Here is a 25,832-nt window from a genome sequence, read left to right on the forward strand (position 1 = left end):
CCGACGCCTTCTGAGCCGGGCACAGCAACGCCGACCCCGACGCCGACTCCCTCAGAGCCCGGCGCAGCAACGCCGACGCCGACATTGACCCCAACACCGACCCCGACGGCGCCGACGGCGCCGTCACTTCCCCCGATCGTGGAACCGGTGCCGACCTCGTTGGAGCCCACAGGGGCTCCGGCGCTGCCAACTTCGGCGCCCGCAACGGCAACGGCGACGGGTGAACCGGCGCCGGCCAGTGACCCAAAGCCGACCAGTGACCCGACGGGGACCGCGACCCCGTCGTCGTCTCCCGGACCGTAGCAGGAACAGAGACCCATACCCGCGCGTTTTGGTATCGAATGACTGTCGTGACCACTTCCGGAACACACGCCGGACACGATTTTCATTGCCGACTTCGCGAGGAACCCGCCCATGACCTCTTTGCACAGCATCCCGCTCACCCTGATCGACGGCACGGACACTGACTTCGGCCGCTTCAAGGGGGAGGTGGTCCTGGTGGTGAACGTGGCGTCGCAGTGCGGGTTCACGCCGCAGTACGCGGGACTCCAGGCGCTGCACGACAAGTTCCGCGATCAGGGCTTCCAGGTCCTCGGCGTCCCCTGCAACCAGTTCGCGGGCCAGGAGCCTGCTGCCGACTCCGAGATTGTGGAATTCTGCGAACGGAACTTCGGCGTGACCTTCCCGCTGACTGCCAAATCCCATGTCCGCGGCAAGAAGCAGCATCCGCTCTATGCCGAGCTCACGAAGTTCAAGAACGGGGTCCTGCCCGGTCTTGTTAAATGGAACTTTGAGAAGTTCCTGGTGAACCGCGACGGCGAGGTAGTGGCCCGGTTCGCACCCACGGTGGAACCGGACTCGCCCGAGGTCATCGAAGCGGTTGAGTCGGCGCTCAGCTGAGAGCCCACTCCCAAGACCACAAGGGGACAACGGCCCCTATCCCTAAGCATACTTACCGCCTAGACTGGCCGGACCGTCCCAAAAAACCGGGTTCTTCCATGGCGCCGACGTGTGTCAAGGCGGCGGCAGATCCGTCGTCGGGTGCCCGGGGGACGGTGCATCAGCACGCTTCGTGAATCACAACTGGACACTCCTATCGGAGGTCCGTGAAACCAGGAGGAAAGTGATGACAGGGAACAAAGCCGTTGCCTACAAGGGGCCAGGCAAGGTCGAACTGATCGACATTGACTACCCCACCTTCGAACTCAAAGACGGTCCGGGGGTCAACCCCGCCAACGTGGGCCGTTCGGTGCGCCATGGCGTAATCCTCAAAACCGTTGCCACGAACATTTGCGGGTCCGACCAGCACATGGTCCGCGGCCGCACAACAGCACCCTCGGACCTGGTGCTGGGCCACGAAATCACCGGCGAAGTGGTGGAAGTGGGGCCCGACGTCGAATTCATCAAGGTGGGGGACATCTGCTCCGTCCCCTTCAACATCGCCTGCGGCCGCTGCCGTAACTGCAAGGAACGCAAGACGGGCATCTGCCTCAACGTCAACCCCGACCGCCCGGGCAGCGCCTACGGCTACGTGGACATGGGCGGCTGGGTGGGCGGCCAGGCGAATTACGTGCTGGTGCCCTACGCGGACTGGAATCTCCTGAAGTTCCCGGACAAGGACCAGGCCCTGGAGAAGATGATGGACCTGACAATGCTGTCGGACATCTTCCCCACGGGCTTCCATGGTGCGGTCTCCGCCGGGGTGGGAGTCGGCTCCACGGTCTACATCGCAGGAGCCGGCCCGGTGGGACTGGCAGCGGCGACCAGTGCGCAGTTGCTGGGGGCCGCCGTCGTGATTGTCGGGGACCTCAACGCGGACCGGCTGGCGCAGGCCCGCAGCTTCGGCTGTGAAACTGTGGACCTGACCCAGGGCGGTCCGGCCGAGCAGATCGAACAGCTCCTGGGTGTTCCCGAAGTCGACTGCGGCGTCGATGCGGTCGGCTTCGAGGCCAGGGGTCACGGCCACGATTCCAAGGAAGCGCCGGCAACAGTGCTCAACTCTCTGATGGATATCACCGCCGCCGGCGGCGCCCTAGGCATCCCGGGACTCTATGTCACGGGGGATCCGGGCGGCGTGGACGAAGCTGCCAAGAAGGGCGCCCTCTCCCTCAGCCTCGGCACCGGCTGGGCCAAGTCGCTGAGCTTCACCACCGGCCAGTGTCCGGTGATGAAGTACAACCGCCAGCTGATGATGGCGATCCTGCATGACAGGGTCCACATCGCCAAGAACGTGAACGCGAAGGCAATCACGCTGGAGGAAGCACCCAAGGGCTACGCGGAGTTCGACGCCGGCGCGGCAACGAAGTACGTGCTGAATCCTAACGGCTACCTGAGCTGACCGCCGGGTACCTGAGTAGGGCTTCCGGCGGACACATACCGAAGCAAGTATGTGTCCGCCGGATTACCCGTTGTTGCCCTATTTTCAAACATGCCTACTGGAGTTTGCACATTGTTGGCCGGATGTCTGGTTGGATAGACATTACTGAGAGGGAAGTCGGGGGCTACCGCCCCCACCCAACCAGGAAGGTTGCAATGGAGCTCATCGAGGCCGAGCACCCCCGGCCACGTCATTTCCTACTCCACCTGAGTGACCCCCACCTGCTGGGAGGTTCCGCACCGCTGCACGGCAAGGTCGACAGCGACGCCCTGCTCCAGCAGCTTTTCGACGAAGTGCGGGCTTCCGGCGCGCGTCCCGAAGCCGTGATTTTCACCGGCGACCTTGCTGACCGGGGCGAACCCGAGGCCTACGCGAAACTTCGGGCCATCGTTGAACCCGCCTGCAAGGCCCTGGGCGCGAAAGTCATCTGGGCGATGGGAAACCACGACAACCGCGCCAACTTCCGCACCGGCCTGCTGGACCTGCCGGCCGACGACGCCCCCGTGGACCATACGTACTTCATCAACGGCCTGCGGATCATCACCCTTGACACCTCGGTCCCGGGCTTCCACCACGGTGAGTTGAGCCCCGACCAGCTGGAGTGGCTCGCGGCCGAACTTGCCACCCCCGCCCCGGACGGAACCATTCTGGCGCTGCATCATCCGCCGGTGCCATCGGTCCTGGACCTCGCCGTCCTGGTGGAGCTGCGGGACCAGGCGGCCTTGGCCGGGGTGCTGCGTAATTCAGACGTCCGGGCCATTCTGGGCGGCCATCTGCATTACTCGACCACCGGGACCTTCGCCGGGATCCCAGTCTCGGTGGCGTCAGCCACGTGCTACACGCAGGACCTCAACGTCCCGGTGGGCGGGACCCGCGGCCGCGACGGTGGCCAGGCGTTCAATCTCGTGCACGTTTACGAGCACACGATCGTGCACTCCGTGGTTCTGCTGGGCGACACCCCGGCAGTCGGCGAGCTGGTCTCGGCCGCGGAAACCCAGCGGCGGATCTCGGCGGCCGGGATCCGTATCCCCAGCAAAGCGAAGCTCGAGGACCCGGCCAGGACACCCGGCCACCGCCGGCTGACCGCCAGCAACTAGCGGCCGGCCGCCCGCAGAACTGCCTACTTCTCCCAGGGCGCCTTGATCGGGTAGTACTTCTCCAGGAAGTCGGTCACCAGCTCGGCCCGTTCCTCGGCCGGGACCTCGGGGAAACTGCCGTCATTGAGGCAGAAGAAGTCCATGTTCCGCTTGGCGAGCAGCTTGGGCAGGTAGTTGAGGCCCGCCCTGGCCGTGGTGTCCACATAACGCACCTTGGCCGCCGTCTGGGTGACGGCCCGGCCGGTCAGCAGCGCGTAGTAGTGGTAGAACGAATTGGTCACCGAGATGTTGTCGGCCGCGCGGAAGGTGCTGGCTGCCGTCTTGGCGAACTCCGCCGGGAACTCCTGCTCCATCGTGGCCACCACGCTGCGGCGCAGCGGCGCGGCCGTGTGTTCCAGGTGCCGGGTGGTGATCCGGCCGAAACGGTCCCACAGCAGTTTCCGGTTCACCCGGGCGGCGTTCTCGAAACCGCTGCGTTCCGCGTCGTTGTCCCCGAGGCCGATGCGGGTTTCCGCCTCGATGAACTTGGTGATGCCGCCCGGCGTGAAGAACATATCCGGTCCGACGGCGCGGCCGAAGAACATGTCGTCGTTCGAGTACAGGAAGTGCTCGGACAAGCCCTCAATGTGGTGGAGCTGGCATTCCACGGCCTGCGAGTTGTGGGTGGGCAGCACGGAGGGGTCGGCGAAGAATTCCTCGCTGCGGACAATCGTCACTGCCGGATGATCAGCCAGCCAGGCGGGCGCGGGGGAGTCCGTGGCGATGAAGATCCGGCGGATCCAGGGCGCGAACATGTACACCGAGCGGAGCGCGTACTTGAGTTCGTCAATCTGGCGGAACCGGGCTTCGTGGTCGTCGCCCTCACCCACCACGACGCCGGCCATCCTCGCGCGCCGGGCGGCGATGTATTCCGGGGAGCTGCCGTCCACCCAGGAGAACACCAGATCCACATCGAAGCTGATGTCGCTGGCGTGGTCGGCGAACATGTTCTCGATGGTGGGCCACGTGTGGCCGTATCGCTCCACCGTGCCGCGGACGGCATCCTGGGCCAGCAGCGTGCGGCGGGTCAGCGAGTTTTCGATCGGGAGGATCAGCTGGTCGCCCTCGAAACTCCACAGTTCCAGCTGCACCCCGGCCGAGGCGCCGAATTCGAAGCCGCCCTCCGGCTCCACCCGGGGACGGTAGAGACGGAAGATCCGCGCCTGCCGGTTGGGCGAGAGCTCCCCGTCGGCCACCAGCACTGCGGACTTCTTCTTGGCGTCGACGCTCATGGAGTAGAACGGCTCGTCGTGGCAGGCCGCTACCAGGGCGGCACGGAGTTCCTTGCGGTCCTTCCAGTCCACGGCAATGACCGGACGGTGGTTGTTGCCACGGACTAGAAGGTAGTCCAGCCCGGCGCCGTCCAGCACCGAGCGGATGAACATCAGGTCTTCGACCATGGCCTGGTATGGCGTCCGGTTCTCGTTGACCAGCCCGTACCGGCCGCGCCGGCGCACAACGTCCTGGCGGGTCCGGAACCTCGCGACGGCTGCCGCTGAGGTGACCTCTTCGTGGGCGTCGACCGATGCCTGGCTGCCGTAATAGATCTCGTCCTGGACCAATGAGTCTGTAATTTCGGTTCTCCGTGAATGTTTGCGTGAATGTGTGCCTACCTGCATAATAACGCCCGCCCTAAAATCGCCCGAAATTCCCGCGGTTTCAACGCCGTTGGTTCAGTCGAGCAGTGCCGTGCGCCAGCTGCGCAGGAAGGCGGCCCCGGCGTCGTCGTGGATGACGTCAGCGCCCAGCCCCAGGTCCGCCGCGGTGAGTACCTCGTACGGCTTGACGGGGACGCCGTCGGCGGGCCGGACGTCAACGTGTTTGACCGGGTGGTCGTTGTGGTGCAGCCAGTCGGCCATGGCGTAATCCGTGCGGGAATCGCCCACCGTCCGCCAGGCCTGAGGGGTAACCCCTTGGGCCGCCAGGAGCTCCACGGCCCGGCTGGCGCCCAGATCCTTGCCGAGCCGGACCGACTCGATGTCCGTCGAGATGATGGTGGGATCAACCCGGTAGTCGATCCGGTCATCGGAATCGGGGGCGTGGTGGTCCAGCCGCACCACCCCGAGGCCGTGCCGGCCCATCAGGTCCATGGCATCGGCGTCGAACAGCTGCTGTTCGGCCCGGTAGTCGGAGTTATCCACCGAGATGTGCTGCTCCACGGAGACCATCGCCATTTTGGTTTCGTCGAAAAACATGTGGCTGGCGTAGTCCTCGGCGACCAGCCGGCGGACGTCGTCGCCGAAAGCGCCGGGGATGGCCAGATCGTGATCGACGTGGACGGCCCCGGGCCCGGTGGAGGTGTAGCTGAACCAGACGGCGCCCTTCTCGCAAATGGCGTGGATGAGGATGCTGGAGGGCATCCCGGCGGCGATCATCGGCTCCATGACCTGCTCGCGTATGAAGGCCGCCGAACGGCCGGTGTTGAAAATGACCGGGATCCCCGCCTCAGCCAGCGCCAGCAGGTCCGCGATGATCTCCGGTTGTACCGCGCGGGTGACGGGACTCGCCACGGGGCCGTCGACGTCGAGCAGCAGCGCCAGCGGGGGAGTCGACGGCGAGTGGGAAGCTGAAGTCTCGGGAGTTGTCATGGTCCCATTCTCCCAGCCGGCGGGCATCTTTGCATGCGTCGTGGACTGTGCCGCAGGCGCGGTGTTGGCCGTGACAGCCCGGGGCGCACCATGTGACAAATGGTTACCGTTTGGCTACAACCTCCCGCCGCCGGGGAGTCTGGATTCCTTTGGCAGTCCAAGTTCCTTAGGCTGGCATGGTGATATTCAAAGCCGTGGGCGAGGGACGCCCGTACCCCGACCATGGTTACAACACGCCCAAGGACTGGGCAGCCCTGCCGCCGCGGCCTGTCCGGCTGGATGAGCTGGTGACCACCAAGCGCACGCTGGACCTCGAGGCCTTGCTGGCAGAGGACTCGACATTCTTCGGCGACCTCTTCCCGCACGTCGTGGAATACCGGGGCGTCCTGTATCTGGAGGACGGCCTGCACCGGGCTGTCCGGACGGCGTTGCACCAGCGCACGGCCATCCACGCGCGTGTTCTGGTGATAAATGGCTAGAAGGCCAAAGGACCTCACCGTCCTGCATGGACACAATGTCATTTCCGGCTCGGATTTGCGCGCCACCTTCGTTGACGATGACGAACTGCAGGCACACCCCGGCAGGATGCGGCGCCGCATCCTGCATGGCGTCGTCCTGGTGCTCCTCGTGGGGCTGGTGGCCGCGGCGATTGTGGTTGCCCTGGCCATCATGAACGGCCAGATCAGGATCCCGACGGCGGAGCGCAGCCAAGCCGCTGCGTCCGTCTGCCCGGAGGCGATCTACGACTATACGCCGCCGGAGAAGATCAATCTGAACGTGTTCAACTCCACGTCCCGGCCGGGGCTCGCCCGGTCCGTGGCCGGCGAGTTCGCCGCCCGCAAGTTCAAGGTCGGGGCCGTGGCCAATACGACGTCAGGCTACCGGGGCGTGGCGCTGATCGTTTCGGGCGCCGCGGGACAGTCGGCCGCGTTCACTGTGCAGCGCAACCTGCCCGGCTCGGACTATTTCCAGGACGGCCGCACGGACCCAAGTGTGGATGTCATCCTCACCGGGGACTTCGAGGGGCTGGCGAAACCCGAGCTGGTTGACCAGACGCCGGGGCAACTCAGCTGCCCGCGCGAGGAACGGCGGATTGTGGATGAATCGGCGTGGCCCGTGACCCCGACAGTGACGCCGACGGCGGGCTAGGACGGACTGGTACGGACGCCTGCCGCGGAGGCTTGATGCGGACGCCCCGGCGGGGCGCTGCTGCGGCGGCACGCTGCGGCGGTCGCGGGAGCCTACGGGTTCACGTGGACGGGACGGCCGGCGTCGTCGAAGCACGCCCCCGCGCCGAGCTGGACGAACCGCACGGTGCGGGCCAGCCGGGCCTCCGCGTCAGCATCCTGACCTGCGCCGTCTCCGCGGGCCGCGCTGGAGGACAGCGTGCCGTGGATGAGCTGCGCGAGCTGGGTGATGTCCGCCTCCGGCAGGTAGCCCTGGGCAATGCCGTCCCGCAGTATGCCCTGCAGGAGAACACTAAGCTCCCCGACGTGGTCCGCCAGTTTCGCGAACGACGCCGGCGAAAGTACGGCCCCCATGGCGGGACCCGGCGGCAGGTGCCGCCGGCTGAGGTCCTCGACCTGGGCGCGGACGTAAAGGGCCAGCCGGTCCACGGGATTGTCCAGCGAATCCAGGGATTCGCGCAGGTCAACCAGGAACCGCTCGGTCTCGTCCAGCGCGTAGGCGATCAGGAGCTCTTCGATGTCCGCGTAGTAGTTGTACACGGCGGTCCGGCCGATCCGGGCGTGGCGTGCGACGTCGGTCATGGTCAGCCCCGGAAGGCCGTGGGTGAAGAGGAGTTCGCCGAACGCCGTCAGGATGCGGTGCTGGGTCTCGGCGCGTTGGGCGGCGTTGCTCGCGGCCGAAATCCTGGGCATACAGACACTTTAGCCCTATCTGTCAGCAAACGCGGGCTCCGGCGGCGGCCACGTTCCGGGTTCGCCGGAAACCCGCCCCGTCGCAGTAAACTTCCGGCGACCCCGGAAGATTCCGGCGAACTCGACGCGGCGGGGCTCAGCTCGCGCAGCCGTCCGGGCCGCAGGCCTCGCCGGTGCCGGTGGCGGCGCCGGTGCTGCCAGCCGTTCCCACCATGACCAGCGGCTGGCTTTCCTGCCAGGCCTGCTCGAGGGCCGCGGCAAACGTCTCGGCCGGCTGGGCGCCGGAGAGCCCGAACTTGCGGTCAATCACGAAGAACGGGACACCGCTGACCCCGAGGGCGCGGCCTTCCTCGAAGTCCATCCGGACGTCGTCGGCGTATTTGTCCGTGGTGAACAGTTCTTCCAGTTCGGCCGCGGCGATCCCAAGGTCCGTGCCCAGGGACGTCAGGTACTCCCGGCTGCCGATGTCCCGGCCGTGCTCGAAGTGGTCGCTGAGCAGGCGTTCCTTGGCGGCGTCCTGCTGCCCGTGCGCGGCGGCGAGGTGGATCAGCCGGTGGGCGGTGAAGCTGTTGGCCACCACCACGTCGTCGAAGCGGTAGTTGAGGCCTTCACCCTTGGCCTGCTCCGCCACGTGCGCGAACATTCCGGCGACCTGGGCCGGGGCCATCCCCTTGCGGGTGCTCAGGTAGTCCAGTTCGGTGCCGTCGTAGTGCTCCGGCAACGACGGGTCCAGCTGGTAGCTGCGCCACTGCACCTCCACGGACTCCCGGTGCGGGAAAGCCGCGAGGGCGGTTTCAAAGCGGCGTTTGCCGATGTAGCACCAGGGGCAGGCCACGTCGGACCAGATCTCAATCTTCATGCTCGCCACAACCCCCAGCAGGCCGGCCGCATTCCCCTGCGGGCTGTCGGGTTGGTCACGGCGTGACCGGGCGCTCCATCACGAAGTCGTGTTCCACCGTGCTGCCGAGCATAAAGGACTTGGTACCGACTTTCCGGAAGCCGGATTTTTCGTAGAAGCGGATGGCGCGGGCATTCTGTTCGTTCACGCCGAGCCAGAGCCCGCGGGCGCCGGCCGCCGCGGCCGCTGCGACGCTGGCATGCATCAGTTCGGCGGCGGCGCCGAGCCCGTGATGGTCCGGGTGGACGTAACACTTGCTGAGTTCCGTCGACGGCAGGATGGTCAGGGCGGAGGCCACGTCCGGGTCCCGGGCAGGCCGGGCAACGAGCAGGCTGTAGCCGCGGAGGTCGCCGTCGACGTCGATCACCAGGACGGTGATCTGCGGATCGGCCAGATAGGCGCGGAAGTTGCCCTCGCTGAGGGTGGCCGCCAGATGAGCGGCGATGTCCGCGGCCGTCGAACTGGGCGGGCAGGCCAGCGGAAAGGTGACGGCAGCCAGCGCAGCCAGCCCGCCGGCATCGTCCGCGGTTGCCATCCGGATGATGTGGGTCATGGCTGGTTCCCACGGCGCAGGCTGCGCAGGAACGCCAGGCCCGTTTCGGCCAGCCGGTCCTGGCTCGGAGCCAGCGGCCGCCAGATCGATGCCGCCACGGCAATGGCGGCATTGTCCACCGTGAAACTTTCAATGTTCAGCGGTCCTGCGTAGCCCACCTCATCCAGGACTTGCAGGAAGCCGTTCCAATCGGTCTGGTCCCCGCCCGGGGCGCCGCGGTCGTTACCGCAGACCTGCACGTGCACCAGGTGCTCGCCGGCGGCCCGGACGGCCGCCGCCACGGAACGCTCCTCGATGTGAAGGTGATAGCTGTCCAGCGCGAGGCCCACGCCGTTTCCGAGCAGCGGTCCCAGGGCATCCAGCGCCTGGTCCACCGTGTTGACCAGTGATGTTTCGTACCGGTTCAAGGGCTCGATGCCCAGCACCACGTTCGCTTCCTGGGCCAGATCGGCGACCGGCCGGAGGTTCCGGCGCAGCTCCGCGTAGGCGTCCCGCCGCTGCTCCGTCGACATCCGCCAGGTCCGGCCGGTTTGGGCATAGAAGGGTCCGCAGACCGTGGGCGAGCCGATGCTGCCGGCAAGGGTGATGCAGGCTGAGAGGTAGGTTTGGGTCCTTTCCACGGAAGCCGGATCCGCGGCCACCAGGTCCCGTCCCGGTGCCATGGCCCCCACCACGAAGGGTTTCAGCCCGGTGCCCGCGAGGGATTCCAGTACCGTGCCGGCGGTGAAGTCGCCGACGTTCTCGAGCGGGAGTTCGACGGCGTCAAAGCCCAGGGCGGCAATTTTCCCGAGCAGCCCGGGGAGGTTGGAGTCGGTCAGCGGGGACTCCCAGACCCAGGTGCTGATCCCGATGGGACGCTCCACGCTGCCTTCCTTCCTGTTGGTTCCGCTGCCGGCATGTCCTGCCACTTCTTGTCCTGCCGCTGCTTGTCCTGCCGCACGGGCGCATGCGGCGGTCCCGCGGGAAGTCCGCGGGACCGCCGGGCCGTCAGGGCATCTGCCGCTGCTGCCAGACCTCCGGATAGCCGGCCAGGTCCTCGCCGCCGAACTTGGCGTAGTGCCCGCCCGGCATGCCCTCGTTACTCTTCAGCCACGCATCCAGTTCGTCAACCAGGATGGGCTTCTGCGGGAGGACCCATTCCGTGGGAATCTCCTCACCCTTGAAGATCTTTTCCAGCGCCAGCAGCGGGGTCCGCCACTGGAAATTGGAGTAGACCGGGGCCATGGCGTCAATCCCCGTTTCTTTCCACTTGGTCAGAAAGCTCATCTCATCCTCGCCGGTCATAATGGGGAGATCCTTGCCGGCGTCCTCGAAAGCTTCAAGTGCGGCCACCGCACCGTCTCCGGCGTCCATCCAGACGCCCTTGACGTCACCCGTGGCCAGTTCGTCGGAGATGATTTTCTTGATCTCGGTGGGGTCGGCGCCGGTGAAGTAGTCCTTGGCCTCGATTCCCTTCTCCTCGAAGATCTTCTTGGCGGCCGCCCAGCGGTGCTCCAGCACGTCCACACCCGGGAGGATGCGCAGGGCCACCACCTTGTCGCCCGATTGGAGTTTTTCGCTCAGGAACGTGGCCGTGTCGATGCCCCAGGCGAAGCCTCCGATCGGGTGGATGAACGTGGTGGCGCAGTCCGTCTCCACACCGCGGTCGAAGACCACCACGGGCTTGCCGGTCTCGCAGGCACGTTCCACGGCCTGGGTGAGCGCCGCGGTGGAGTTGGGCGAAATGACGAACGCGCCGCAGTTGCCCTCGGCGATGAAGTAGTCGATGTCCGCGATCTGGGTGTTGTCATTGTCTTTGGCGTCCCGGGTTTCCATTTCGGAAATGACCCCGGTTCCCTGCAGCGCCTTGAGCTGTTCGTTCATGGTGATCCAACCGGTCTGCCGCCACGGGTTGGAGATGGAGGCGTTGGCGAAGCAGACCTTCTGCGCTCCCTGGGCCGCGAACTTCGACGTGTCCGTCATGGGACCGGCGATGTACTGCAGGTAGGGCTTCTCCGGGTCCCCTTCGAAGGTGGCCGAGCGTTGCTGGTTCTGGGTGTCGTAAAGCGCTTGGTCAAACCAGTCCTGGCTTGCCGGACTGCTTGCCGCCGGAGAGCCGGAGCCGGCCCCCGTCGTTTCGGTGACGGACGGGTCAGTAGTGGTACATGCGGTCAGGGCCGCCAGCGGCAATGCTGCGGCCAGGGCGATCACGCGGACAGATTTTTTGCGCATTAGACTCTTTCTCCTCCTTGTACGGTGCCCTCGGCGGGCGTGGATGCTGCGGCCAACTGGTGCTGTTCGTCATGGGCAGCGGAACTGGCCCCCTTGCGCTTGCGTTGCCAGGACCGGGAAGCCGCGGCAACCGCGATGATGATGATTGCCCCCTGAACGGTGTCCCGCCACGTCGCCTGGACCCCCATGAAGTTCAGGAGGGTGAACAGAGACTCGAGGGCGAAGGCGCCGGCCGCGGCGGACAGGACCCAGCCGCGCCCGCCGCCCAGCACAACGCCGCCAAGAACGACGGCGGTGATCGCCGTGAACTCGTACCCGCGCCCTACCGACGGGTGCACTCCCGCGTAGCCCACGAGCAGGATGCCGGCCACGGTGGCGGACAGCGAGGACATCATGAAGGCGCGTGTCCGCACCCACCAGACCCGCGAACCGGCGAGGGCGGCGGCCGCAGGATTGTCACCGACGGCGATGAGCGTGCGGCCGAAGGGACGGCGCATCAGAACAAACGCCGCGGCGGCCACTGCCGTCAGGATGATGACCGGGTACGGAATGATGTCCAGGACCGGAACGTCCTGGATGCCGCCGCGCCCGATCTGCCGGAAGCTGTCCGCGGGGTTTCCCTGCGCAGCGCCGCCGGTCCAGTACAGGACCAGCCCCAGCAGCGCCAGCATCATGCCCAGCGTGACAATGAAACTGGGGACCTGCAGCAGGGTGGTGATCAGTCCGTTCACCAGCCCGATGAAGGCGCCCAGCACAAACATCAGGGCCAGCACGGGAATGACCTTGGAGTCGTCCTGCCCGATCAGGTTGCCAGCCACGATGACCTGCATCGTCACCACCGATCCCATCGACAGGTCGAATTCCCCGCCGACAATAACGAAGTACTGGCCGATGGCGGCGATGGCGATGGGGGCAGTCCTGCCGATAAACCGGATGAAGGAGCTCGGCTCCCCAAAGGACGGATTCAAGACGATGACGGCCGCCAGGAGACCGATCAGCAGGACGAAGACGGCGCCGCCGGGGGTGCGCAGGGCCCGCAGTAGGCGCTCGGACCGGCTGGCACGGTTCTGCTGGAGAATCGCGCTGCGCCCGGAATTCAGTGCTGTGCTCATGGCCCCTCCGCCGGCACGGGCTGGGGGGCGGGCGCTGCCGCCGGACCCTTCGCGGGGAACCGGTCCGGTCTGCTGACGATGCGCCGCCGGGCATAGACGGCGACGGCGGCGACGATGACGACGCCCCTGACCACGTCTTTCAGGAATGGGTTGACCTGCATGACGGACATAATGTTGTCCAGCATGGCGAAGATCAGGACACCGCCGAGTGTGCCGGTGATGGTCCCCTTGCCCCCGGACAGCAGCGTGCCGCCGAGCACAACTGCGGCGATGGAGAGCAGATCATAGCCGCCCTGGGAACCCACGGTGGGGCTGCCCACGCCCAGCCTGCTGGCAAGGAGCAGCCCTGCCATCCCTGCCAGGACGGAACAGATGACGTGCGCCGTGATGACCGGAACGTCAACGCGGATTCCGGATGTACGGGCCACGGCGATGTCGCCGCCGACGGCGTACAGGTGATGCCCGACGCGGGTGCGGTGCAGCAGCAGCATGGCCAGTCCCGCGCAGGCCAGCATAATGAGCGTGGAGATCGGAACCGGACCGAGCCCCGTTGCTCCGACCATGCGGAACGCAAGGGGTGTCTGGCCGAAGCTGCCCTTGAAGTTGGTGGCGAGATAGCCGCTGATGATCAGGCCCACGCCCAGCGTGGCGATGAATCCGTGCACGTTCAGGCGGGCGACGATCAGCCCGTTCGCGAGTCCAATGACTGCTGCCGTCCCGAGCGTCAACAGGACGGCGGACAGGATGTTGCTGGGGTTGTTGGCCATGACGCCCGCGGCAATGAGGCTGGCCAGGCTGGTGACGTAGGGAACTGAGAGATCCAGGCTTCCTGCCAGGATGACCAGTGTCTGGCCGATCGCGATGAAGCCCAGAACGCTGGTTCCGGTCAGGATGCTCGAAATATTGCCGGGGCTGAAGAAACTCCGTCCGATGGAGTTCACCAGCAGCGCGCCCAGGATGAGCGTCATCAGCGCCACAAGGTAGACGATCTGGGTGGAGGACAGCCGCTCGAAGAAGCCCGCCCGCTGTTTCATGCCTCTCCTTCCTGTGCCGTCCTGGCGCCGGTTCCCAGCTGGAGGATGGCTTCTTCTGAGGTTCCGGCAGGCAGTTCACCCACGAGCCGGCCGTCACGCATCACAAGGATCCGGTCCGACATGCCGATGACTTCCGGGAGTTCGCTGGACACCATGAGGATGGCCTTGCCCTCGGCCGCGAGCTGGCGCATCAGCCGGTAGACCGCCACCTTGGCGCCCACATCAATGCCGCGGGTGGGTTCATCCAGCAAGACGAGCCTGGGCCGGATAGCCAGCCACTTGGCGAGAACCACCTTTTGCTGGTTGCCGCCGGACAGGTACTGCACTTCCTGGTCCAGGTCACGGGCTATGACCTCGAGGGAGGAAAAGACGCCCGGGATTTCTGTCCTGACTTCTGCTGTGCGGCGGGGAAAGACGGACCTGATCACACTGAGTGCGTTGTCCAGGATGGACTGGTTCAGGCTCAATCCCTCGGCCTTGCGGTCCTCCGTGATCAGCGCCATCCGCGCCTGCACGCCCTGCCGCGGTGATGTGGGCAGCAGCTCCACGCCGGCCATCTTCATCGCTCCGCGGGTGAAGGGTGCGGCGCCAAAGATGCCGTGCAGCAACTCCGTGCGGCCGGACCCCTGGAGCCCGGCCACGCCCACAATCTCGCCGGGCCGGATGCTGAGGTTTATCCCGTCCAGCTGGCCGTTCCCGGCGTCCCGCAACTCAAGGATCGGCTCCTCGGCGCGGTCGGCGGCCGCGTCCTCGCGGGGCAGTTTGTCCGGGAAGAACGCCGAGATGGGGCGGCCCACCATGAGCCGGACCAGCCGGGCGTCGTCGAGTTCGGCGGCGGGCTGGGTGCTGACCACCTTGCCGTCCTTTAGGACGGTGATGACATCGCAGAGGTCGAACACTTCGCGGAGCCGGTGGGATACGTAGAGGACGGCCGTTCCGCGTTCACGCAGCCGTGCCACGATCTGGTAGAGAAGTTCAACTTCGGCGCCGGCCAGCGCGGCCGTGGGCTCGTCCATGGAGATGATCCGGGCGTTGTAGCTGACCGCCTTCGCGATCTCCACGACCTGTTGCTCGGCCACCGTCAGGCTCCGCACTTCCATGGTGGGCCGGATGGCGGTGATCCCGAGGGACTCGAGCAACTCCGCCGTTTTCGAGTTCATCAGGGTCTTGTTCACCAGCAGTCCGCGGCGGGGCTCCCGGCCCAGGTAGATGTTCTCGGCCACCGTTCGGTCGGGCAGAAGGTTGAACTCCTGGAACACCGATGACAGCCCGGCTTCGTGGGCCTTGGTGGGGTGGCTGAACGTGACTTCCCGCCCCTCAAGGAGCATTGTCCCGGCGTCGGGCTGGTACACCCCGGCCAATACCTTCATCAGGGTGGATTTTCCGGCGCCGTTTTCCCCCATGAGCCCGTGCACCTGGCCGCGGTGCAGGCTCAGCTTGGCGTCCTCCAGTACGGGGATGCCGAAAAAACTCTTGGTCAGGCCGCGGACTTCCAGGATGGGCGGCGGTCCCGGGGAGCCGGAGGGGAGCGCCCCGGAGGCGGGCACGGCATCAGTTTCGTTGTGGTTCTCCATCGATGCGTCCTCCACGCGCTAACTGTTGCAGGGGCGATTCCGGTCCGTCAAGGAATAAGCGATCGTTCACTCTTGCTGCTTTGGGCTCCGGTCCTTGGTGCTGAAGGCGGCGTCGAACGAGGTGTTCGACGGCGCGAAGTCGAACTTTTTGAGGGCGGCGAGAGCCTCCGGGGCGCCGTGAAGACGGTCCATCCCGGCGTCTTCCCATTCCACGGAGATGGGGCCGTCGTAGCCGATCGCGGTGAGGGCCCGGAAGGACGATTCCCAGGGCACGTCGCCGCGGCCGGCGGAGACGAAGTCCCAGCCGCGGCGCGGGTCGCCCCAGGCCAGATGGGAACCGAGGACGGTGTTCCGGCCGGTGGGCCGGAGCTTGGTGTCCTTGCAGTCGACGTGGTAGATCCGGTCCTTGAAATCCCAGATGAAGGAGACCGGGTCGATGCCCTGCCACATGAAGTGGGAGGGGTCCCAGTTCAGCCCGAAGGCCTCGCGGTGGCCGATCGCCTCCAGGGTGCGGACGGTGGTCCAGTAGTCGTAGGCGATCTCGGAGGGGTGGACCTCATGGGCGAACCGCACCCCGCACTCATCGAAGACGTCCAGGATCGGGTTCCACCGGTCGGCGAAGTCGTGGTAGCCGGCGTCGAGCACGGCGGCCGGGACGGGCGGGAACATCGCGACGTACTGCCAGATCGAGGAGCCGGTGAACCCGACCACGGTGTCCACGCCCAGGGCCTTGGCGAGCCGGGCGGTGTGCCGCATTTCCTCAGCGGCACGCTGTCGGACGCCTTCGGGATCACCGTCGCCCCAGACCCGCGGCCCGACGATGGCCTCGTGGCGGAAATCGATGGGGTCATCGCAGACGGCCTGGCCCTTGAGGTGGTTGGAGATGGCCCAGACTTTGAGGTTGTACTTGTCCAGGACGGCGAGTTTGGATTCGACGTAGCCGGGTTCGTCCCAGCGCCAGGCGTCCAGGTGGTCGCCGGAGACGGCGATTTCCAGGCCGTCGTAGCCCCAGCCGGAGGCAAGGCGCGCGACTTCCTCGAAGGGGAGGTCGGCCCACTGGCCGGTGAACAGGGTGTAGGGGCGGGGCATGTCAGGCTCCTTCAGTAACGGTGGCGGGGGCGGCATCAGCCCGGGAATTATGGAGCTGGACCCGGGCGCCGCCGGTCGCGGCGCTGTCTTCCACCGCGGCCAGGATGCGCTGGACAGCTAGCCCGTCCTGGAACGACGGCGATGGCGGTATCCCGGCGTCGATCGCCACGAGGAAGTCGCGGATTTCGTGCGTAAACGTGTGCTCCCAGCCGATGACATGGCCCTGCGGCCACCAGGCGCCCACGTACGGGTGCTCGGGTTCGTTGACCAGGATGCGGCGGAAGCCCTGCTCCCGGACAGGGAGTGTGGCGTCCAGGAAATCGAGTTCGTTCAGGTTCTCAAGGTCAAACAGGATGGAGCCCTTGTCGCCGTAGATTTCGAGTTTGAGCGAGTTCTTCTTTCCCGTGGCCACGCGGGAGGCCTCAATAGAGGCGACGGCCCCGGACGCTAGCGTCAGCGTCGCCCAGGCGGCGTCGTCGACCGTCACTTTTTCAGGTCCTCGGGGGCCGGGCCGGTCCGGGGTGAACGTGTGCAGCTGCCCGGAGGCCTCGGTGACCCGGTCTGCGAGAAGGAACAACACCTGGTCGATGGCGTGTGAGGCGATGTCGCCCAGCGCCCCGGAGCCTGCGGTGTCCTTGCGCAGCCGCCACGTCATGGGCGTTTCCGGGTTCATCAGCCAGTCCTGCAGATAGGCGGCGCGGAACTGCTTGACGGCGCCCAGCCGGCCCTCCGCAATCAGCTCGCGGGCCAGGGCCAGGGCGGGGACCCGGCGGTAGTTGAACCCGATCATCGACTGGACTCCGCGGGACTGCGCGTCGCGGGCAGCCGTGGCCATGGCCTCCGCCTCGGCCACAGTGTTGGCCAGCGGCTTCTCCACGAGGACATGCTTGCCCGCGGCGAGGGCGGCGATGGCGATCTCAGCGTGCATAAAGCCGGGGGCGCAGATGTCCACGATCTGGATGTCGTCGCGGGCAATGACGGAGCGCCAGTCCGTGGCGGACTCCGCCCAGCCGTACCTCGCCGCGGCTGCAGCGACTCCCTCCGGGTCCCGCCCGACGAGGACCCGCCGCTCGAAGGCCGGAACGTCGAAATAGCTGGCGACATTGCGCCAGGCATTGGAGTGGGCCTTGCCCATAAACGCGTAGCCGATCATCGCTACCCCCAGGGCGCGGCCCGGGCGCGGTCCGAGAGGTGAGCCCTGGGGATCCATGGTTCAGCCCTGAAGAGTAGCGGCTGTGGGGTCCCAGTCCTCGGGGAGGGCCGCTGACCGCGGGGCGGAGCTTTCAACATCCACGAACGCGCGGGTGTCGATCGACTCGGAGATGGAGGCCATGGTGTCGAGGATGTGGAACGCCAGCTCACCCTGGGCCCGGTGCGGCCGGCCCTCGCGGATGGCGCGGGCCATTTCCAGCACGCCGGCGCCGCGGCTGGCGGTGGAGCCGCGGGACGGAACGGTGGTCCAGTCATCGGAGCCGAGCGCGCAGATCCGGATGTCGCCGTCGAAATTGTTTGGGTCCGGCAGCGCGATGGTGGCGTCAGAGCCGGTGATTTCCACGAAGCCGGCGCGTTGGAACGGCGAATCGAAGCTGAAGATGCTCTGCCCGGACTGGCCGCCTTCGAACTCCAGGATGGAGCTGACGTGCGTCGGGACAGTGACGGGGAATTCCTCGCCGGCGTTGGGGCCTGATCCGATGACGCGGGTTTCGCGGGATTTGGAGCCGAACGCTGCCACCCGGCGGATGCTGCCGAACGTCTGGACCAGGGTGGTCAGGTAGTACGGGCCAATGTCGTACAGCGGGCCGGCGCCGTCCTGGAACAGGAATGCCGGGTTCGGATGCCAGGACTCCGGACCGGGCGACTGCATCAGCGTCAGGGCAGTCAGCGGCGTGCCGATGTCGCCGCGTTCGATCATCCGGCGCGCGGTCTGCAACCCGGCGCCGAGGAAGGTGTCCGGGGCGCAGCCGAGGCGGACCCCGGCGGCGTCGGCTGCTTTGAGCAGCCCGCGGCCGCTTTCCCGGTCCAGCGAGAACGGTTTTTCGCTCCAGACGTGCTTGCCGGCGTGGACGGCTTGGGTGGCCACCTCGACGTGGGCCGCCGGGATGGTCAGGTTGATGACGATCTCGACGTCGGGGTTCCCCAGGACGGCATCGACTCCGCCGTGGTTGGCAACCCCGTACTCCGCGGCGCGGGCGGCGGCGGCGTCCTCGAAGAGGTCTCCGATCGCCACGACCCTCACGTCCGGGAAGCTCGTCAGGTTGGCCAGGTACTCCCTGCTGATGACACCGGCGCCGATGATGCCTAGGCCCACGGGGCCCGCGCTGCGGGGGCCGGAGGCTCCTGCCGCGGGGCTCATACGGAGGCCTTCCCGGCGCTGAGGTATCTGAAGCTGTCGGTGACGGCGTCGAACATGTCGCCGTGGAATTCGTCGAGTTCGATCACGCCGACCTCAAGGGACCCGGCGGCGTCCAGGACATCCCAGATGGGCATCTTGCCGTCGCCCACGGCGAGCTGGCCGGACGGGTCAGCGGTGACGGGGCCGTCCTTGATGTGGATAAACTTCACCCGGTCACCCAGGCGGGCAAGGAATTCGGCCGGGTTCTGTCCGCCCACGGCGGCCCAGTACGTGTCGAGTTCCAGGACGATCCCGGGGTCAAGATGGTCCGCGAGGTGCTCCAGCGCGGTCTTGCCGTTGATCACGGACTCAACTTCCCACCAGTGGTTGTGGTAGCCGACGCGGACGCCGTAGCCGGCTCCCTTGGCGGACGCGGCGTTGAGCCGGTCAGCCGTGTCCTTGACGTCCTCGAGGGTGTTCCAGCGCTCCTCCGGAACAAAGGGCTCGATCACGGTTCCGATGCCCAGCTGCCGGGCGGCGGCAAAGATGGCGTCCTGGTCATCGCTCAGCAGGGGTGCGTGGCCGGACGGGGCGGTGATGTTGTTCTCTGCCATGGCCTGCTGCAGTTCAGCGGCTTTTGCGACGAAATGGTAGGGCTCAACCATGGTGAAGCCGATCCCGGCCAGGCGCTCAATCGTTCCGGCCAGGTCCTCTTCCAGGGCCGTCCGGACCGTGTAGAGCTGGATCGAGTATGGCACTGTCTCTCCTCGTCGTTGGGGTTGAGCTGCAGCGGACCCGAGGGGCGACCCTGATAGCTGGGCTGCCCTAGACCCAAGCTAGGACGACTTTTGCCGAGCGTCAAGCAAAAGTTGAAACGCCGGTTCCAGTTTCTTCGGGCGTGACATGCAGAAGTGACGCGTGCTATCACTGACTCATGACCCCACCCGCCGGCGCCGAACCTGCCGCCCCCGAGGCCGCCGGCAGTCTGTCCCGGGCCGGTGACCTGTTCCAGTTGTTGCGCGACGGCAAGGCCCGCACGCGCGCCGAGCTGGCCCTCACCACCGGCCTGGCGCGCTCCACCGTCGCCTCCCGGATTGACGCGCTGATTCACTCGGGACTGGTCGGACCGGCCGGCGAGGCCAGTTCCAGCGGCGGCCGGCCGCCGTCGCGCTTTGCCTTTAACCCCGCCGCCCGTGTGGTGCTGGCGGTGGACGTCGGCGCCACCCACGTGATCATCGCCGTCACCGACCTGGGCGGATCGGTGCTCGCGGAACGCCGCCTGAGCCAGGACATCGCCGATGGCCCGGAGCCCGTGCTGGACCGCGTCGTGGCGGAAGGGACCAAACTGCTCAGCCAGTCCGGCCGTGGCCTAGACGACCTCGCCGGCATCGGCATCGGCCTGCCTGGACCCGTGGAGCACGCCAGCGGGATGCCGGTGAAGCCACCCATCATGCCCGGCTGGGACGGATTCGACGTCGTCGGGCGCGTCCGGCGCTCGCTGCCGGTCCCGGTGCTGGTGGACAACGATGTCAACATCATGGCCCTGGGCGAACAGACGTCCTATTGGCCGGAACACGACAACTTCCTGTTCATCAAAGTCGCCACCGGAATCGGCGCGGGCATCATCAGCAGCGGCCAGCTCCAGCGCGGCGCGAACGGCACAGCTGGGGACCTCGGCCATGTCCGGGTGCCGCGCGGCGACGACGTACTCTGCCGGTGCGGCAACTTCGGCTGCCTCGAGGCGCTCGCCTCCGGCCCCGCCGTCGCGCACACCCTGACCCTTCAGGGCCTGAACGCGGACAATGGTGGCGACGTGCTGCGCCTCGTGGCCGCAGGAAACCTGCAGGCCATCCAGGCGCTGCGCCAGGCGGGCCGCGACCTCGGGGACGTGCTGGCCACCGTGGTGAATCTGCTCAACCCGTCCGTGATCGTGATCGGCGGAAGCCTGGGCCAGGCCGGCGAGCACCTTATGGCAGGGGTCCGTGAGGTGGTCTACCGGCGCTCGCTGCCGCTTGCCACCACCCACCTGCGGATCGGTCTGTCCATGGCGGGGGACCAGGCCGCCATCCTGGGCGCCAGCCAGATGGTGACGCAGTATGTGCTTTCGCCCGCGGTGATCGAGGCGACGCTGCAGGCCACGGGCTGACGACGGCTGGGAGCCCCGCGGGTGTCATAATCGGCGGCTCCGGCGGGGGCGCGTGATAGCAATGGGACTGATGAAAGCATATTTCTGCCCGCCGGCCGAGCCGCGGCACCCGTGAGCGCACGCGTCCTGGCCAAGGTGCCGCGCAGCTGGATCCTGCTGGCCGCCATCGGGCTCATTGCCCTGAACATGCGCGGCCCGTTCGTGGCCGTGGCGCCTGTGGTCGGCCTGATGCAGCAGGAACTCGGCTTCACCCCGGTTGAACTGGGACTCCTGACCGGCATCCCGGTGCTGTGCTTCGCCCTTGCTTCCCCGCTCGCCTCGCTGGCAGGGCGCAAACTCGGCGCGGAAGTCGCCATCACGCTCACCCTCCTGGGCGTGCTGCTGGGGGTGATCGTGCGCTCGGCGGGCAACGGCGCCGTCGTTATGCTCGGCACGGTGATTCTGGGCGTCGCCATCACGATCGGCAACATCGCCGTACCGCTGATCATCCGGCGCGACTTCGCGCCGGCCCGGCAGGGCACGGCGATGGGCATCTACACCGCCGCCCTCAACATCGGCTCGTTCATCACCGCCATGGTGATGGCGCCGCTGGCCGAGCTGTTCGGCTGGCGGCTGGCCCTGGCCGCCTGCGGACTTTTCGCCCTCGCAGCCTTGGTTGTCTGGGTTTTCGCGTTCGGCCGCCGGGCGTTCCGCCCCGAACCGGTCCCCGGACCGGAGCCCGCCCGCGCCGGGATCAAGCGGGCGTCGCGCTGGATCACGGTGGGGCTCACCGCGGGCTTCGCCGGGCAGGCGTTTTCCTACTACGGAGTGACCGCCTGGCTGCCCAGCATCCTCGCGGACGAACTCGGCATGACGGCCGCACAGGCCGGGGCCGGGTCCTCGCTGTTCCAGATCCTGGCCATCGTGGGCGGGCTGGGCGTCCCGCTGGCGGCCCGTTTCGCCAGTACGACGGCGGTCGGCCTCACCCTCGGAGCGCTCTGGGTCACCGTTCCCGCGGGCCTGCTGCTGGCGCCGGAGCTGTGGTGGCTGTGGTCCTCGTTTGGCGGCGTTGCCCAGGGCGGCGGCATCACGCTGATCTTCATCGCCATCATCCGGCTGGCCCGGGACCAGGCCTCGGCTGGCCGGATGTCCGCCGTCGTACAGGGGGTGGGCTACTCCTTCGGTGCCCTGGCGCCGACCCTGCTGGGCTACGTCAACGGCATCACCGGATCCTGGACCGGCCCGCTGCTGATGGTGCTCGGATCGGTGGCGCTGTTCGTTGTCGGGACCGGGTTCTCGCTGCGCCACGTCCCGAAAGTGCACTGACCGTCCCGGAAGTGCACTGACCGTTCTGAAAGCGCACTGACCGGCGTCGGGGGTCTGCAGGGGCGGGGGCCAACCGCCGAGGTGACAGTTAAAGCCCATGCTCGCGCGGAACATGGGCTCTAACTGTCACCTCGACGCCGTTGTCGATTCAGAGGGTTTTCCGTCGCCGGGCCGCCGCCCCGGATCTCGGGGTGCCTGTTGCGAAGGGCATGGCAGCCCAGCGAACGGAATTCCGTAGGGTCCGGTCCTCCCGGACCGGCCTTAGGCGGGGATGAGCGCCGGGTCCTCGCGGAGGATCTCGCCGCCGTCGCGCGCTTCATGCAGGAACCGGTCGTAGGCCGGAAGCGTCAGGAACGCCGGGAACGCCGGAGTGAGCGTGACCTCCTCGAAGATGTCCCGTGCATCGGCGAAGCGGTCACCTTCGAAGCGTTCCAGCTTGGCGAACTCCTCGTCCAGCATGTCCTCGACCCAGTCGCGGGTGATGACGTCGCCCTGGTCCGTGATGGCCCGGGAGAAGATCCACTGCCACAGCTGCGAGCGAGAGATTTCCGCGGTGGCGGCGTCCTCCATGAGGTTGTGGATGGCGACGGCGCCGTTGCCGCGGAGCCAGGACTCGATGTAGCGGATGCCCACCTCGATGTTGTTCCGGACGCCCTGTTCGGTGATGGTGCCGGTGGTCGAGGCGATGTCCAGCAACGCACGGTCGTCCGGGGTGACGTCCTCGCGGAGGCGGCCCAGCTGGTTCGGGCGGTCACCGAGCACGGCGTCAAACACCTCGCGGCAGACTGGCACCAGGTCCGGGTGCGCCACCCAGGAGCCGTCGAAGCCGTCGTTCGCCTCGCGGGTCTTGTCCGCGCGGACCTTCTCGATGGCGATCGCGTTGGCCTCCGGGTCCTTGCGGTTGGGGACAGCCGCGGCCATGCCGCCGATCGCCATGGCGCCGCGCTTGTGGCAGGCCCGGACCAGCTGTTCGGTGTAGGCGCGCATAAACGGCTGCGTCATGGTCACCTGGCTGCGGTCCGGCAGGACGAAGCGCGGTCCGCGGGTGCGGAAGTTCTTGATCAGGGAGAAGATGTAGTCCCAGCGTCCGGCGTTCAGGCCCGCGGCGTGGTCACGCAGTTCGTAGAGGATCTCCTCCATTTCGAACGCGGCGGTGATGGTTTCGATCAGCACGGTGGCGCGGATGGTGCCCTGCGGGATGCCCAGCAGGTCCTGGGCGAGGACGAAGATGTCGTTCCACAGCCGGGCCTCGAGGTGGTTTTCGATCTTGGGCAGGTAGAAGTACGGGCCCTTGCCCTGGGCGATCAGGCGGCGGGCGTTGTGGAAGAAGTACAGGCCGAAGTCCACAATTCCGCCGGCGACCGGCGTCCCGTCAATGAGCATGTGCTTTTCGGGCAGGTGCCAGCCGCGGGGCCGGACCACGATGGTGGGCAGCTCCTCGGCGGCGCGGAGCTTGTACTCCTTGCCCTCGGGCGAGACGAAGTCGATCCGGCGCTCCAGCGCATCCGTGAGGTTGAGCTGGCCCTGGATGACGTTGCGCCACGACGGGGTGGAGGAGTCCTCCATGTCCGCGAGCCACACCTTGGCGCCGGAGTTCAGCGCGTTGATGGTCATCTTCCTATCCACCGGGCCGGTGATCTCCACGCGGCGGTCGGTCAGGCCCGGGGCCGGGGGAGCAACGCGCCAGTTCGGGTCGTTGCGGACGGACTCGGTCTCTCGAAGGAACCGCGGGTCCTGGCCCTTGCCGATCTGCTGGCGGCGGTCCCGGCGGGCCTGCAACAGCTCCAGCCTTCGTCCCGCGGTCGCCTTGTGCAGCTTGGCCACGAAGGCCAGCGCGTCGGGAGTCAGGACCTCGCTCTGCCGGCAAATGGGCTGGGCAGTCAACGTAACCCCGTTGATGGTGAAGTTGTCAGTGAAGCTGTTCATTTCAAATCTCTCCTCGGAGAAGCAAATGTTCGACGGCGGGGTGCGGTTTGGGGCCGAAAAAGGCAATCCTCCGCGTGCTATTCCCCGTCCCCGCCGTGGGCCTCGCTGAGCTCGGCCGGGCGGGGACAGGGCCCCTTTTACGCACGCTTCCGGATCACCTTTCCCGGCCCCCGGTGGCATCGGCACCATGGGTGCCGGCCGCCGTCGTGCCTTCGGGTGAGCGGAATCAACCGCTCACCTGGGGCGGGCTGGGGACTAGTGGAACTGGCCTTCTTCGGTGGATCCCACCAGGGCCAGGGTGGATGCGTTCGGGTTGAGCGCGGTGGCGATGTCGTCGAAGTAGCCGGTGCCGACTTCGCGCTGGTGCTTGGTGGCGGTGTAGCCGCGGGATTCTGAGGCGAATTCCTTCTCCTGCAGCTCGACGTAGGCGCTCATGCCTTCACGGGCGTAGCCGTGGGCAAGGTCGAACATCGAGTAGTTCAGGGCGTGGAAGCCGGCCAGGGTGATGAACTGGAAGGTGAAGCCCATGGCGCCGAGTTCGCGCTGGAACTTGGCGATCGTGGCGTCGTCGAGGTGCTTCTTCCAGTTGAACGACGGGGAGCAGTTGTAGGAGAGCATCTGGTCCGGGAACTCGGCCTTGACGGCTTCGGCGAACTTGCGGGCCAGCTCCAGGTCCGGGGTGCCCGTCTCCATCCAGATGAGGTCGGAGTACGGGGCGTAGGCCTTGGCGCGGGCGATGCACGGTTCGATCCCGTTGCGGACCTTGTAGAAGCCCTCCGCCGTGCGCTCGCCGGTGATGAATTCCTGGTCCCGCTCGTCGACGTCGGACGTGATCAGCGTGGCTGCTTCGGCGTCGGTGCGGGCGATGATGACCGACGGCGTGCCGGCAACGTCGGCTGCCAGGCGGGCGGCGTTCAGGGTGCGGACGTGCTGCTGGCTGGGGATGAGGACCTTGCCGCCGAGATGGCCGCACTTCTTCTCCGAGGCGAGCTGGTCTTCCCAGTGCACGCCCGAGGCGCCGGCCTGGATCATGGACTTCATGAGCTCGTAGGCGTTGAGCGGGCCGCCGAAGCCGGCCTCGGCATCGGCGACGATCGGGACCATCCAGTCCTCGACGGTCTGGACGCCCTCGGAGAACTCGATCTGGTCGGCGCGGAGCAGGGCGTTGTTGATGCGGCGGACCACGGTGGGCACCGAGTTGGCCGGGTACAGGGACTGGTCCGGGTAGGTGTGGCCGGAGTTGTTGGCGTCGGCGGCGACCTGCCAGCCGGAAAGGTAGATGGCGCGGAGGCCGGCCTTGACCTGCTGCACGGCCTGGTTGCCGGTGAGGGCGCCGAGGGCGTTGGTGTACTTGCCTTCCTGGTGCTCTTCGGTGAGCTGCTTCCACAGCTTCTCGGAACCGCGGCGGGCCAGGGTGTGCTCCTCGGAGACGCGGCCGCGGAGGCGGACGACGTCGGAGGCCTTGTAGTCCCGGGTGACACCTTCCCAGCGCGGGTTGGCAGCCCACTCGAGCTCCAGTGCGGCGGCCTGCTGTTCGGGCGTCTGGGTGGGCTCAAATGCTGCAGTCATTGTTGTCTCCTTGGTGGGGTCCGGGCCGGCCAGTCTGCTTCTCTGCACGTCCTGGCTGGTTGTTCCCGGATGGTGAATCTTTCCGTGAGATCTACTTTTCTT

General features: G+C 67.0%; 23 protein-coding genes and 1 pseudogene. 7 read left to right on the forward strand and 17 right to left on the reverse strand.

Annotation, left to right across the window (positions count from 1 at the left end; genetic code table 11):
* Positions 1-320: pseudogene (locus tag FS787_RS17995) on the reverse strand (hypothetical protein); the annotation flags it as partial.
* A gap of 94 nt (positions 321-414) precedes the next feature.
* Here FS787_RS17995 and FS787_RS11985 point away from each other — a divergent pair.
* The 3 genes from FS787_RS11985 (at position 415) to FS787_RS11995 (ending at position 3,474) form a co-directional block, all read left to right on the forward strand.
* Positions 415-900: a glutathione peroxidase gene (locus FS787_RS11985; RefSeq protein WP_144672647.1), complete on the forward strand. Its 486-nt coding sequence runs from the start codon at positions 415-417 to the stop codon at positions 898-900.
* A 226-nt stretch (positions 901-1,126) separates the two neighbouring features.
* On the forward strand, positions 1,127-2,338 hold the full coding sequence (gene fdhA / locus FS787_RS11990) for a formaldehyde dehydrogenase, glutathione-independent (RefSeq protein WP_144672648.1): 1,212 nt from the start codon (positions 1,127-1,129) through the stop codon (positions 2,336-2,338).
* Positions 2,339-2,532: 194 nt separating this feature from the next.
* A complete protein-coding gene (locus FS787_RS11995; protein ID WP_144672649.1) occupies positions 2,533-3,474 on the forward strand; it encodes a phosphodiesterase in 942 nt (313 codons plus the stop codon).
* A gap of 23 nt (positions 3,475-3,497) precedes the next feature.
* Here FS787_RS11995 and FS787_RS12000 read toward each other — a convergent pair whose 3' ends face one another.
* Together FS787_RS12000 and FS787_RS12005 are read right to left on the reverse strand one after the other, a co-directional pair.
* A complete protein-coding gene (locus FS787_RS12000; RefSeq protein ID WP_186329179.1) occupies positions 3,498-5,132 on the reverse strand; it encodes a stealth family protein in 1,635 nt (544 codons plus the stop codon).
* A 54-nt stretch (positions 5,133-5,186) separates the two neighbouring features.
* Positions 5,187-6,101, reverse strand: coding sequence for a hypothetical protein (locus FS787_RS12005; protein ID WP_144672650.1), 915 nt, complete (start codon positions 6,099-6,101; stop codon positions 5,187-5,189).
* 179 nt (positions 6,102-6,280) lie between these two features.
* Between FS787_RS12005 and FS787_RS12010 the strand changes: the two genes are divergently transcribed.
* Entirely contained in the window at positions 6,281-6,580 is a 300-nt protein-coding gene (locus FS787_RS12010; RefSeq protein WP_120954228.1) for a type II toxin-antitoxin system VapB family antitoxin, read from the forward strand.
* A complete protein-coding gene (locus FS787_RS12015; protein ID WP_144672651.1) occupies positions 6,573-7,250 on the forward strand; it encodes a LytR C-terminal domain-containing protein in 678 nt (225 codons plus the stop codon). Before FS787_RS12010 ends, FS787_RS12015 begins: the two co-directional genes overlap by 8 nt.
* A 92-nt stretch (positions 7,251-7,342) precedes the next feature.
* Here the strand turns inward: FS787_RS12015 and FS787_RS12020 are convergent, their stop codons facing one another.
* The 12 genes from FS787_RS12020 to FS787_RS12075 form a co-directional block, all read right to left on the reverse strand.
* Entirely contained in the window at positions 7,343-7,981 is a 639-nt protein-coding gene (locus tag FS787_RS12020) for a TetR/AcrR family transcriptional regulator (protein WP_144672652.1), read from the reverse strand.
* A 136-nt stretch (positions 7,982-8,117) separates the two neighbouring features.
* Entirely contained in the window at positions 8,118-8,840 is a 723-nt protein-coding gene (locus FS787_RS12025; RefSeq protein WP_144672653.1) for a DsbA family oxidoreductase, read from the reverse strand.
* A 55-nt stretch (positions 8,841-8,895) separates the two neighbouring features.
* Positions 8,896-9,432, reverse strand: coding sequence for an N-acetyltransferase (locus tag FS787_RS12030; protein ID WP_144672654.1), 537 nt, complete (start codon positions 9,430-9,432; stop codon positions 8,896-8,898).
* Positions 9,429-10,295: a sugar phosphate isomerase/epimerase gene (locus FS787_RS12035; protein ID WP_144672813.1), complete on the reverse strand. Its 867-nt coding sequence runs from the start codon at positions 10,293-10,295 to the stop codon at positions 9,429-9,431. The genes FS787_RS12030 and FS787_RS12035 overlap by 4 nt, the downstream gene beginning before the upstream one ends.
* Positions 10,296-10,419: 124 nt before the next feature.
* Positions 10,420-11,643, reverse strand: a complete 1,224-nt coding sequence (locus FS787_RS12040) for a substrate-binding domain-containing protein (protein WP_144672655.1) — start codon at positions 11,641-11,643, stop codon at positions 10,420-10,422.
* Positions 11,643-12,755, reverse strand: a complete 1,113-nt coding sequence (locus FS787_RS12045; RefSeq protein ID WP_144672656.1) for an ABC transporter permease — start codon at positions 12,753-12,755, stop codon at positions 11,643-11,645. The genes FS787_RS12040 and FS787_RS12045 overlap by 1 nt, the downstream gene beginning before the upstream one ends.
* Positions 12,752-13,789 (reverse strand): ABC transporter permease, encoded by a 1,038-nt coding sequence (locus FS787_RS12050; protein ID WP_144672657.1) that lies wholly within the window; start codon positions 13,787-13,789, stop codon positions 12,752-12,754. The genes FS787_RS12045 and FS787_RS12050 overlap by 4 nt, the downstream gene beginning before the upstream one ends.
* Positions 13,786-15,363: a sugar ABC transporter ATP-binding protein gene (locus FS787_RS12055; protein ID WP_144672814.1), complete on the reverse strand. Its 1,578-nt coding sequence runs from the start codon at positions 15,361-15,363 to the stop codon at positions 13,786-13,788. Before FS787_RS12055 ends, FS787_RS12050 begins: the two co-directional genes overlap by 4 nt.
* A gap of 66 nt (positions 15,364-15,429) precedes the next feature.
* Positions 15,430-16,452 carry a sugar phosphate isomerase/epimerase gene (locus FS787_RS12060; RefSeq protein WP_144672658.1) on the reverse strand — a complete coding sequence of 341 codons (1,023 nt, stop codon included), beginning with the start codon at positions 16,450-16,452 and terminating at the stop codon, positions 15,430-15,432.
* A gap of 1 nt (position 16,453) precedes the next feature.
* The gene (locus tag FS787_RS12065) at positions 16,454-17,662 is read right to left on the reverse strand and encodes a Gfo/Idh/MocA family protein (protein ID WP_260982527.1); all 1,209 of its coding nucleotides are present in this window, start codon (positions 17,660-17,662) and stop codon (positions 16,454-16,456) included.
* A gap of 3 nt (positions 17,663-17,665) precedes the next feature.
* Positions 17,666-18,805 (reverse strand): Gfo/Idh/MocA family protein, encoded by a 1,140-nt coding sequence (locus FS787_RS12070; protein WP_144672659.1) that lies wholly within the window; start codon positions 18,803-18,805, stop codon positions 17,666-17,668.
* On the reverse strand, positions 18,802-19,542 hold the full coding sequence (locus FS787_RS12075; protein ID WP_144672660.1) for a sugar phosphate isomerase/epimerase: 741 nt from the start codon (positions 19,540-19,542) through the stop codon (positions 18,802-18,804). Before FS787_RS12075 ends, FS787_RS12070 begins: the two co-directional genes overlap by 4 nt.
* Positions 19,543-19,718: 176 nt before the next feature.
* Here FS787_RS12075 and FS787_RS12080 point away from each other — a divergent pair, with 176 nt between their 5' ends.
* Positions 19,719-20,930: an ROK family transcriptional regulator gene (locus FS787_RS12080; protein WP_144672661.1), complete on the forward strand. Its 1,212-nt coding sequence runs from the start codon at positions 19,719-19,721 to the stop codon at positions 20,928-20,930.
* Between the two features lie 111 nt (positions 20,931-21,041).
* Entirely contained in the window at positions 21,042-22,235 is a 1,194-nt protein-coding gene (locus FS787_RS12085; RefSeq protein WP_260982528.1) for a CynX/NimT family MFS transporter, read from the forward strand.
* 261 nt (positions 22,236-22,496) lie between these two features.
* Here FS787_RS12085 and aceB read toward each other — a convergent pair whose 3' ends face one another.
* Positions 22,497-24,161, reverse strand: coding sequence for a malate synthase A (gene aceB / locus FS787_RS12090; protein ID WP_144672662.1), 1,665 nt, complete (start codon positions 24,159-24,161; stop codon positions 22,497-22,499).
* A gap of 255 nt (positions 24,162-24,416) precedes the next feature.
* A complete protein-coding gene (aceA, locus tag FS787_RS12095) occupies positions 24,417-25,730 on the reverse strand; it encodes an isocitrate lyase (RefSeq protein ID WP_144672663.1) in 1,314 nt (437 codons plus the stop codon).
* Positions 25,731-25,832 lie beyond the last annotated feature (102 nt).

The sequence above is a fragment of the Arthrobacter sp. U41 genome, from assembly GCF_007679325.1.
Classification (GTDB): Bacteria; Actinomycetota; Actinomycetes; order Actinomycetales; family Micrococcaceae; genus Arthrobacter.

Coding starts and splice junctions, on each gene's coding strand:
- FS787_RS11985 (WP_144672647.1), top strand. CDS start 415: ATGACCTCTTTGCACAGCATCCCGCTCACCCTGATCGACGGCACGGAC.
- fdhA (WP_144672648.1), top strand. CDS start 1,127: ATGACAGGGAACAAAGCCGTTGCCTACAAGGGGCCAGGCAAGGTCGAA.
- FS787_RS11995 (WP_144672649.1), top strand. CDS start 2,533: ATGGAGCTCATCGAGGCCGAGCACCCCCGGCCACGTCATTTCCTACTC.
- FS787_RS12000 (WP_186329179.1), bottom strand. CDS start 5,132: ATGCAGGTAGGCACACATTCACGCAAACATTCACGGAGAACCGAAATT.
- FS787_RS12005 (WP_144672650.1), bottom strand. CDS start 6,101: ATGACAACTCCCGAGACTTCAGCTTCCCACTCGCCGTCGACTCCCCCG.
- FS787_RS12015 (WP_144672651.1), top strand. CDS start 6,573: ATGGCTAGAAGGCCAAAGGACCTCACCGTCCTGCATGGACACAATGTC.
- FS787_RS12020 (WP_144672652.1), bottom strand. CDS start 7,981: ATGCCCAGGATTTCGGCCGCGAGCAACGCCGCCCAACGCGCCGAGACC.
- FS787_RS12025 (WP_144672653.1), bottom strand. CDS start 8,840: ATGAAGATTGAGATCTGGTCCGACGTGGCCTGCCCCTGGTGCTACATC.
- FS787_RS12030 (WP_144672654.1), bottom strand. CDS start 9,432: ATGACCCACATCATCCGGATGGCAACCGCGGACGATGCCGGCGGGCTG.
- FS787_RS12040 (WP_144672655.1), bottom strand. CDS start 11,643: ATGCGCAAAAAATCTGTCCGCGTGATCGCCCTGGCCGCAGCATTGCCG.
- FS787_RS12045 (WP_144672656.1), bottom strand. CDS start 12,755: ATGAGCACAGCACTGAATTCCGGGCGCAGCGCGATTCTCCAGCAGAAC.
- FS787_RS12050 (WP_144672657.1), bottom strand. CDS start 13,789: ATGAAACAGCGGGCGGGCTTCTTCGAGCGGCTGTCCTCCACCCAGATC.
- FS787_RS12055 (WP_144672814.1), bottom strand. CDS start 15,363: ATGGAGAACCACAACGAAACTGATGCCGTGCCCGCCTCCGGGGCGCTC.
- FS787_RS12060 (WP_144672658.1), bottom strand. CDS start 16,452: ATGCCCCGCCCCTACACCCTGTTCACCGGCCAGTGGGCCGACCTCCCC.
- FS787_RS12065 (WP_260982527.1), bottom strand. CDS start 17,662: ATGGATCCCCAGGGCTCACCTCTCGGACCGCGCCCGGGCCGCGCCCTG.
- FS787_RS12070 (WP_144672659.1), bottom strand. CDS start 18,805: ATGAGCCCCGCGGCAGGAGCCTCCGGCCCCCGCAGCGCGGGCCCCGTG.
- FS787_RS12080 (WP_144672661.1), top strand. CDS start 19,719: ATGACCCCACCCGCCGGCGCCGAACCTGCCGCCCCCGAGGCCGCCGGC.
- aceB (WP_144672662.1), bottom strand. CDS start 24,161: ATGAACAGCTTCACTGACAACTTCACCATCAACGGGGTTACGTTGACT.
- aceA (WP_144672663.1), bottom strand. CDS start 25,730: ATGACTGCAGCATTTGAGCCCACCCAGACGCCCGAACAGCAGGCCGCC.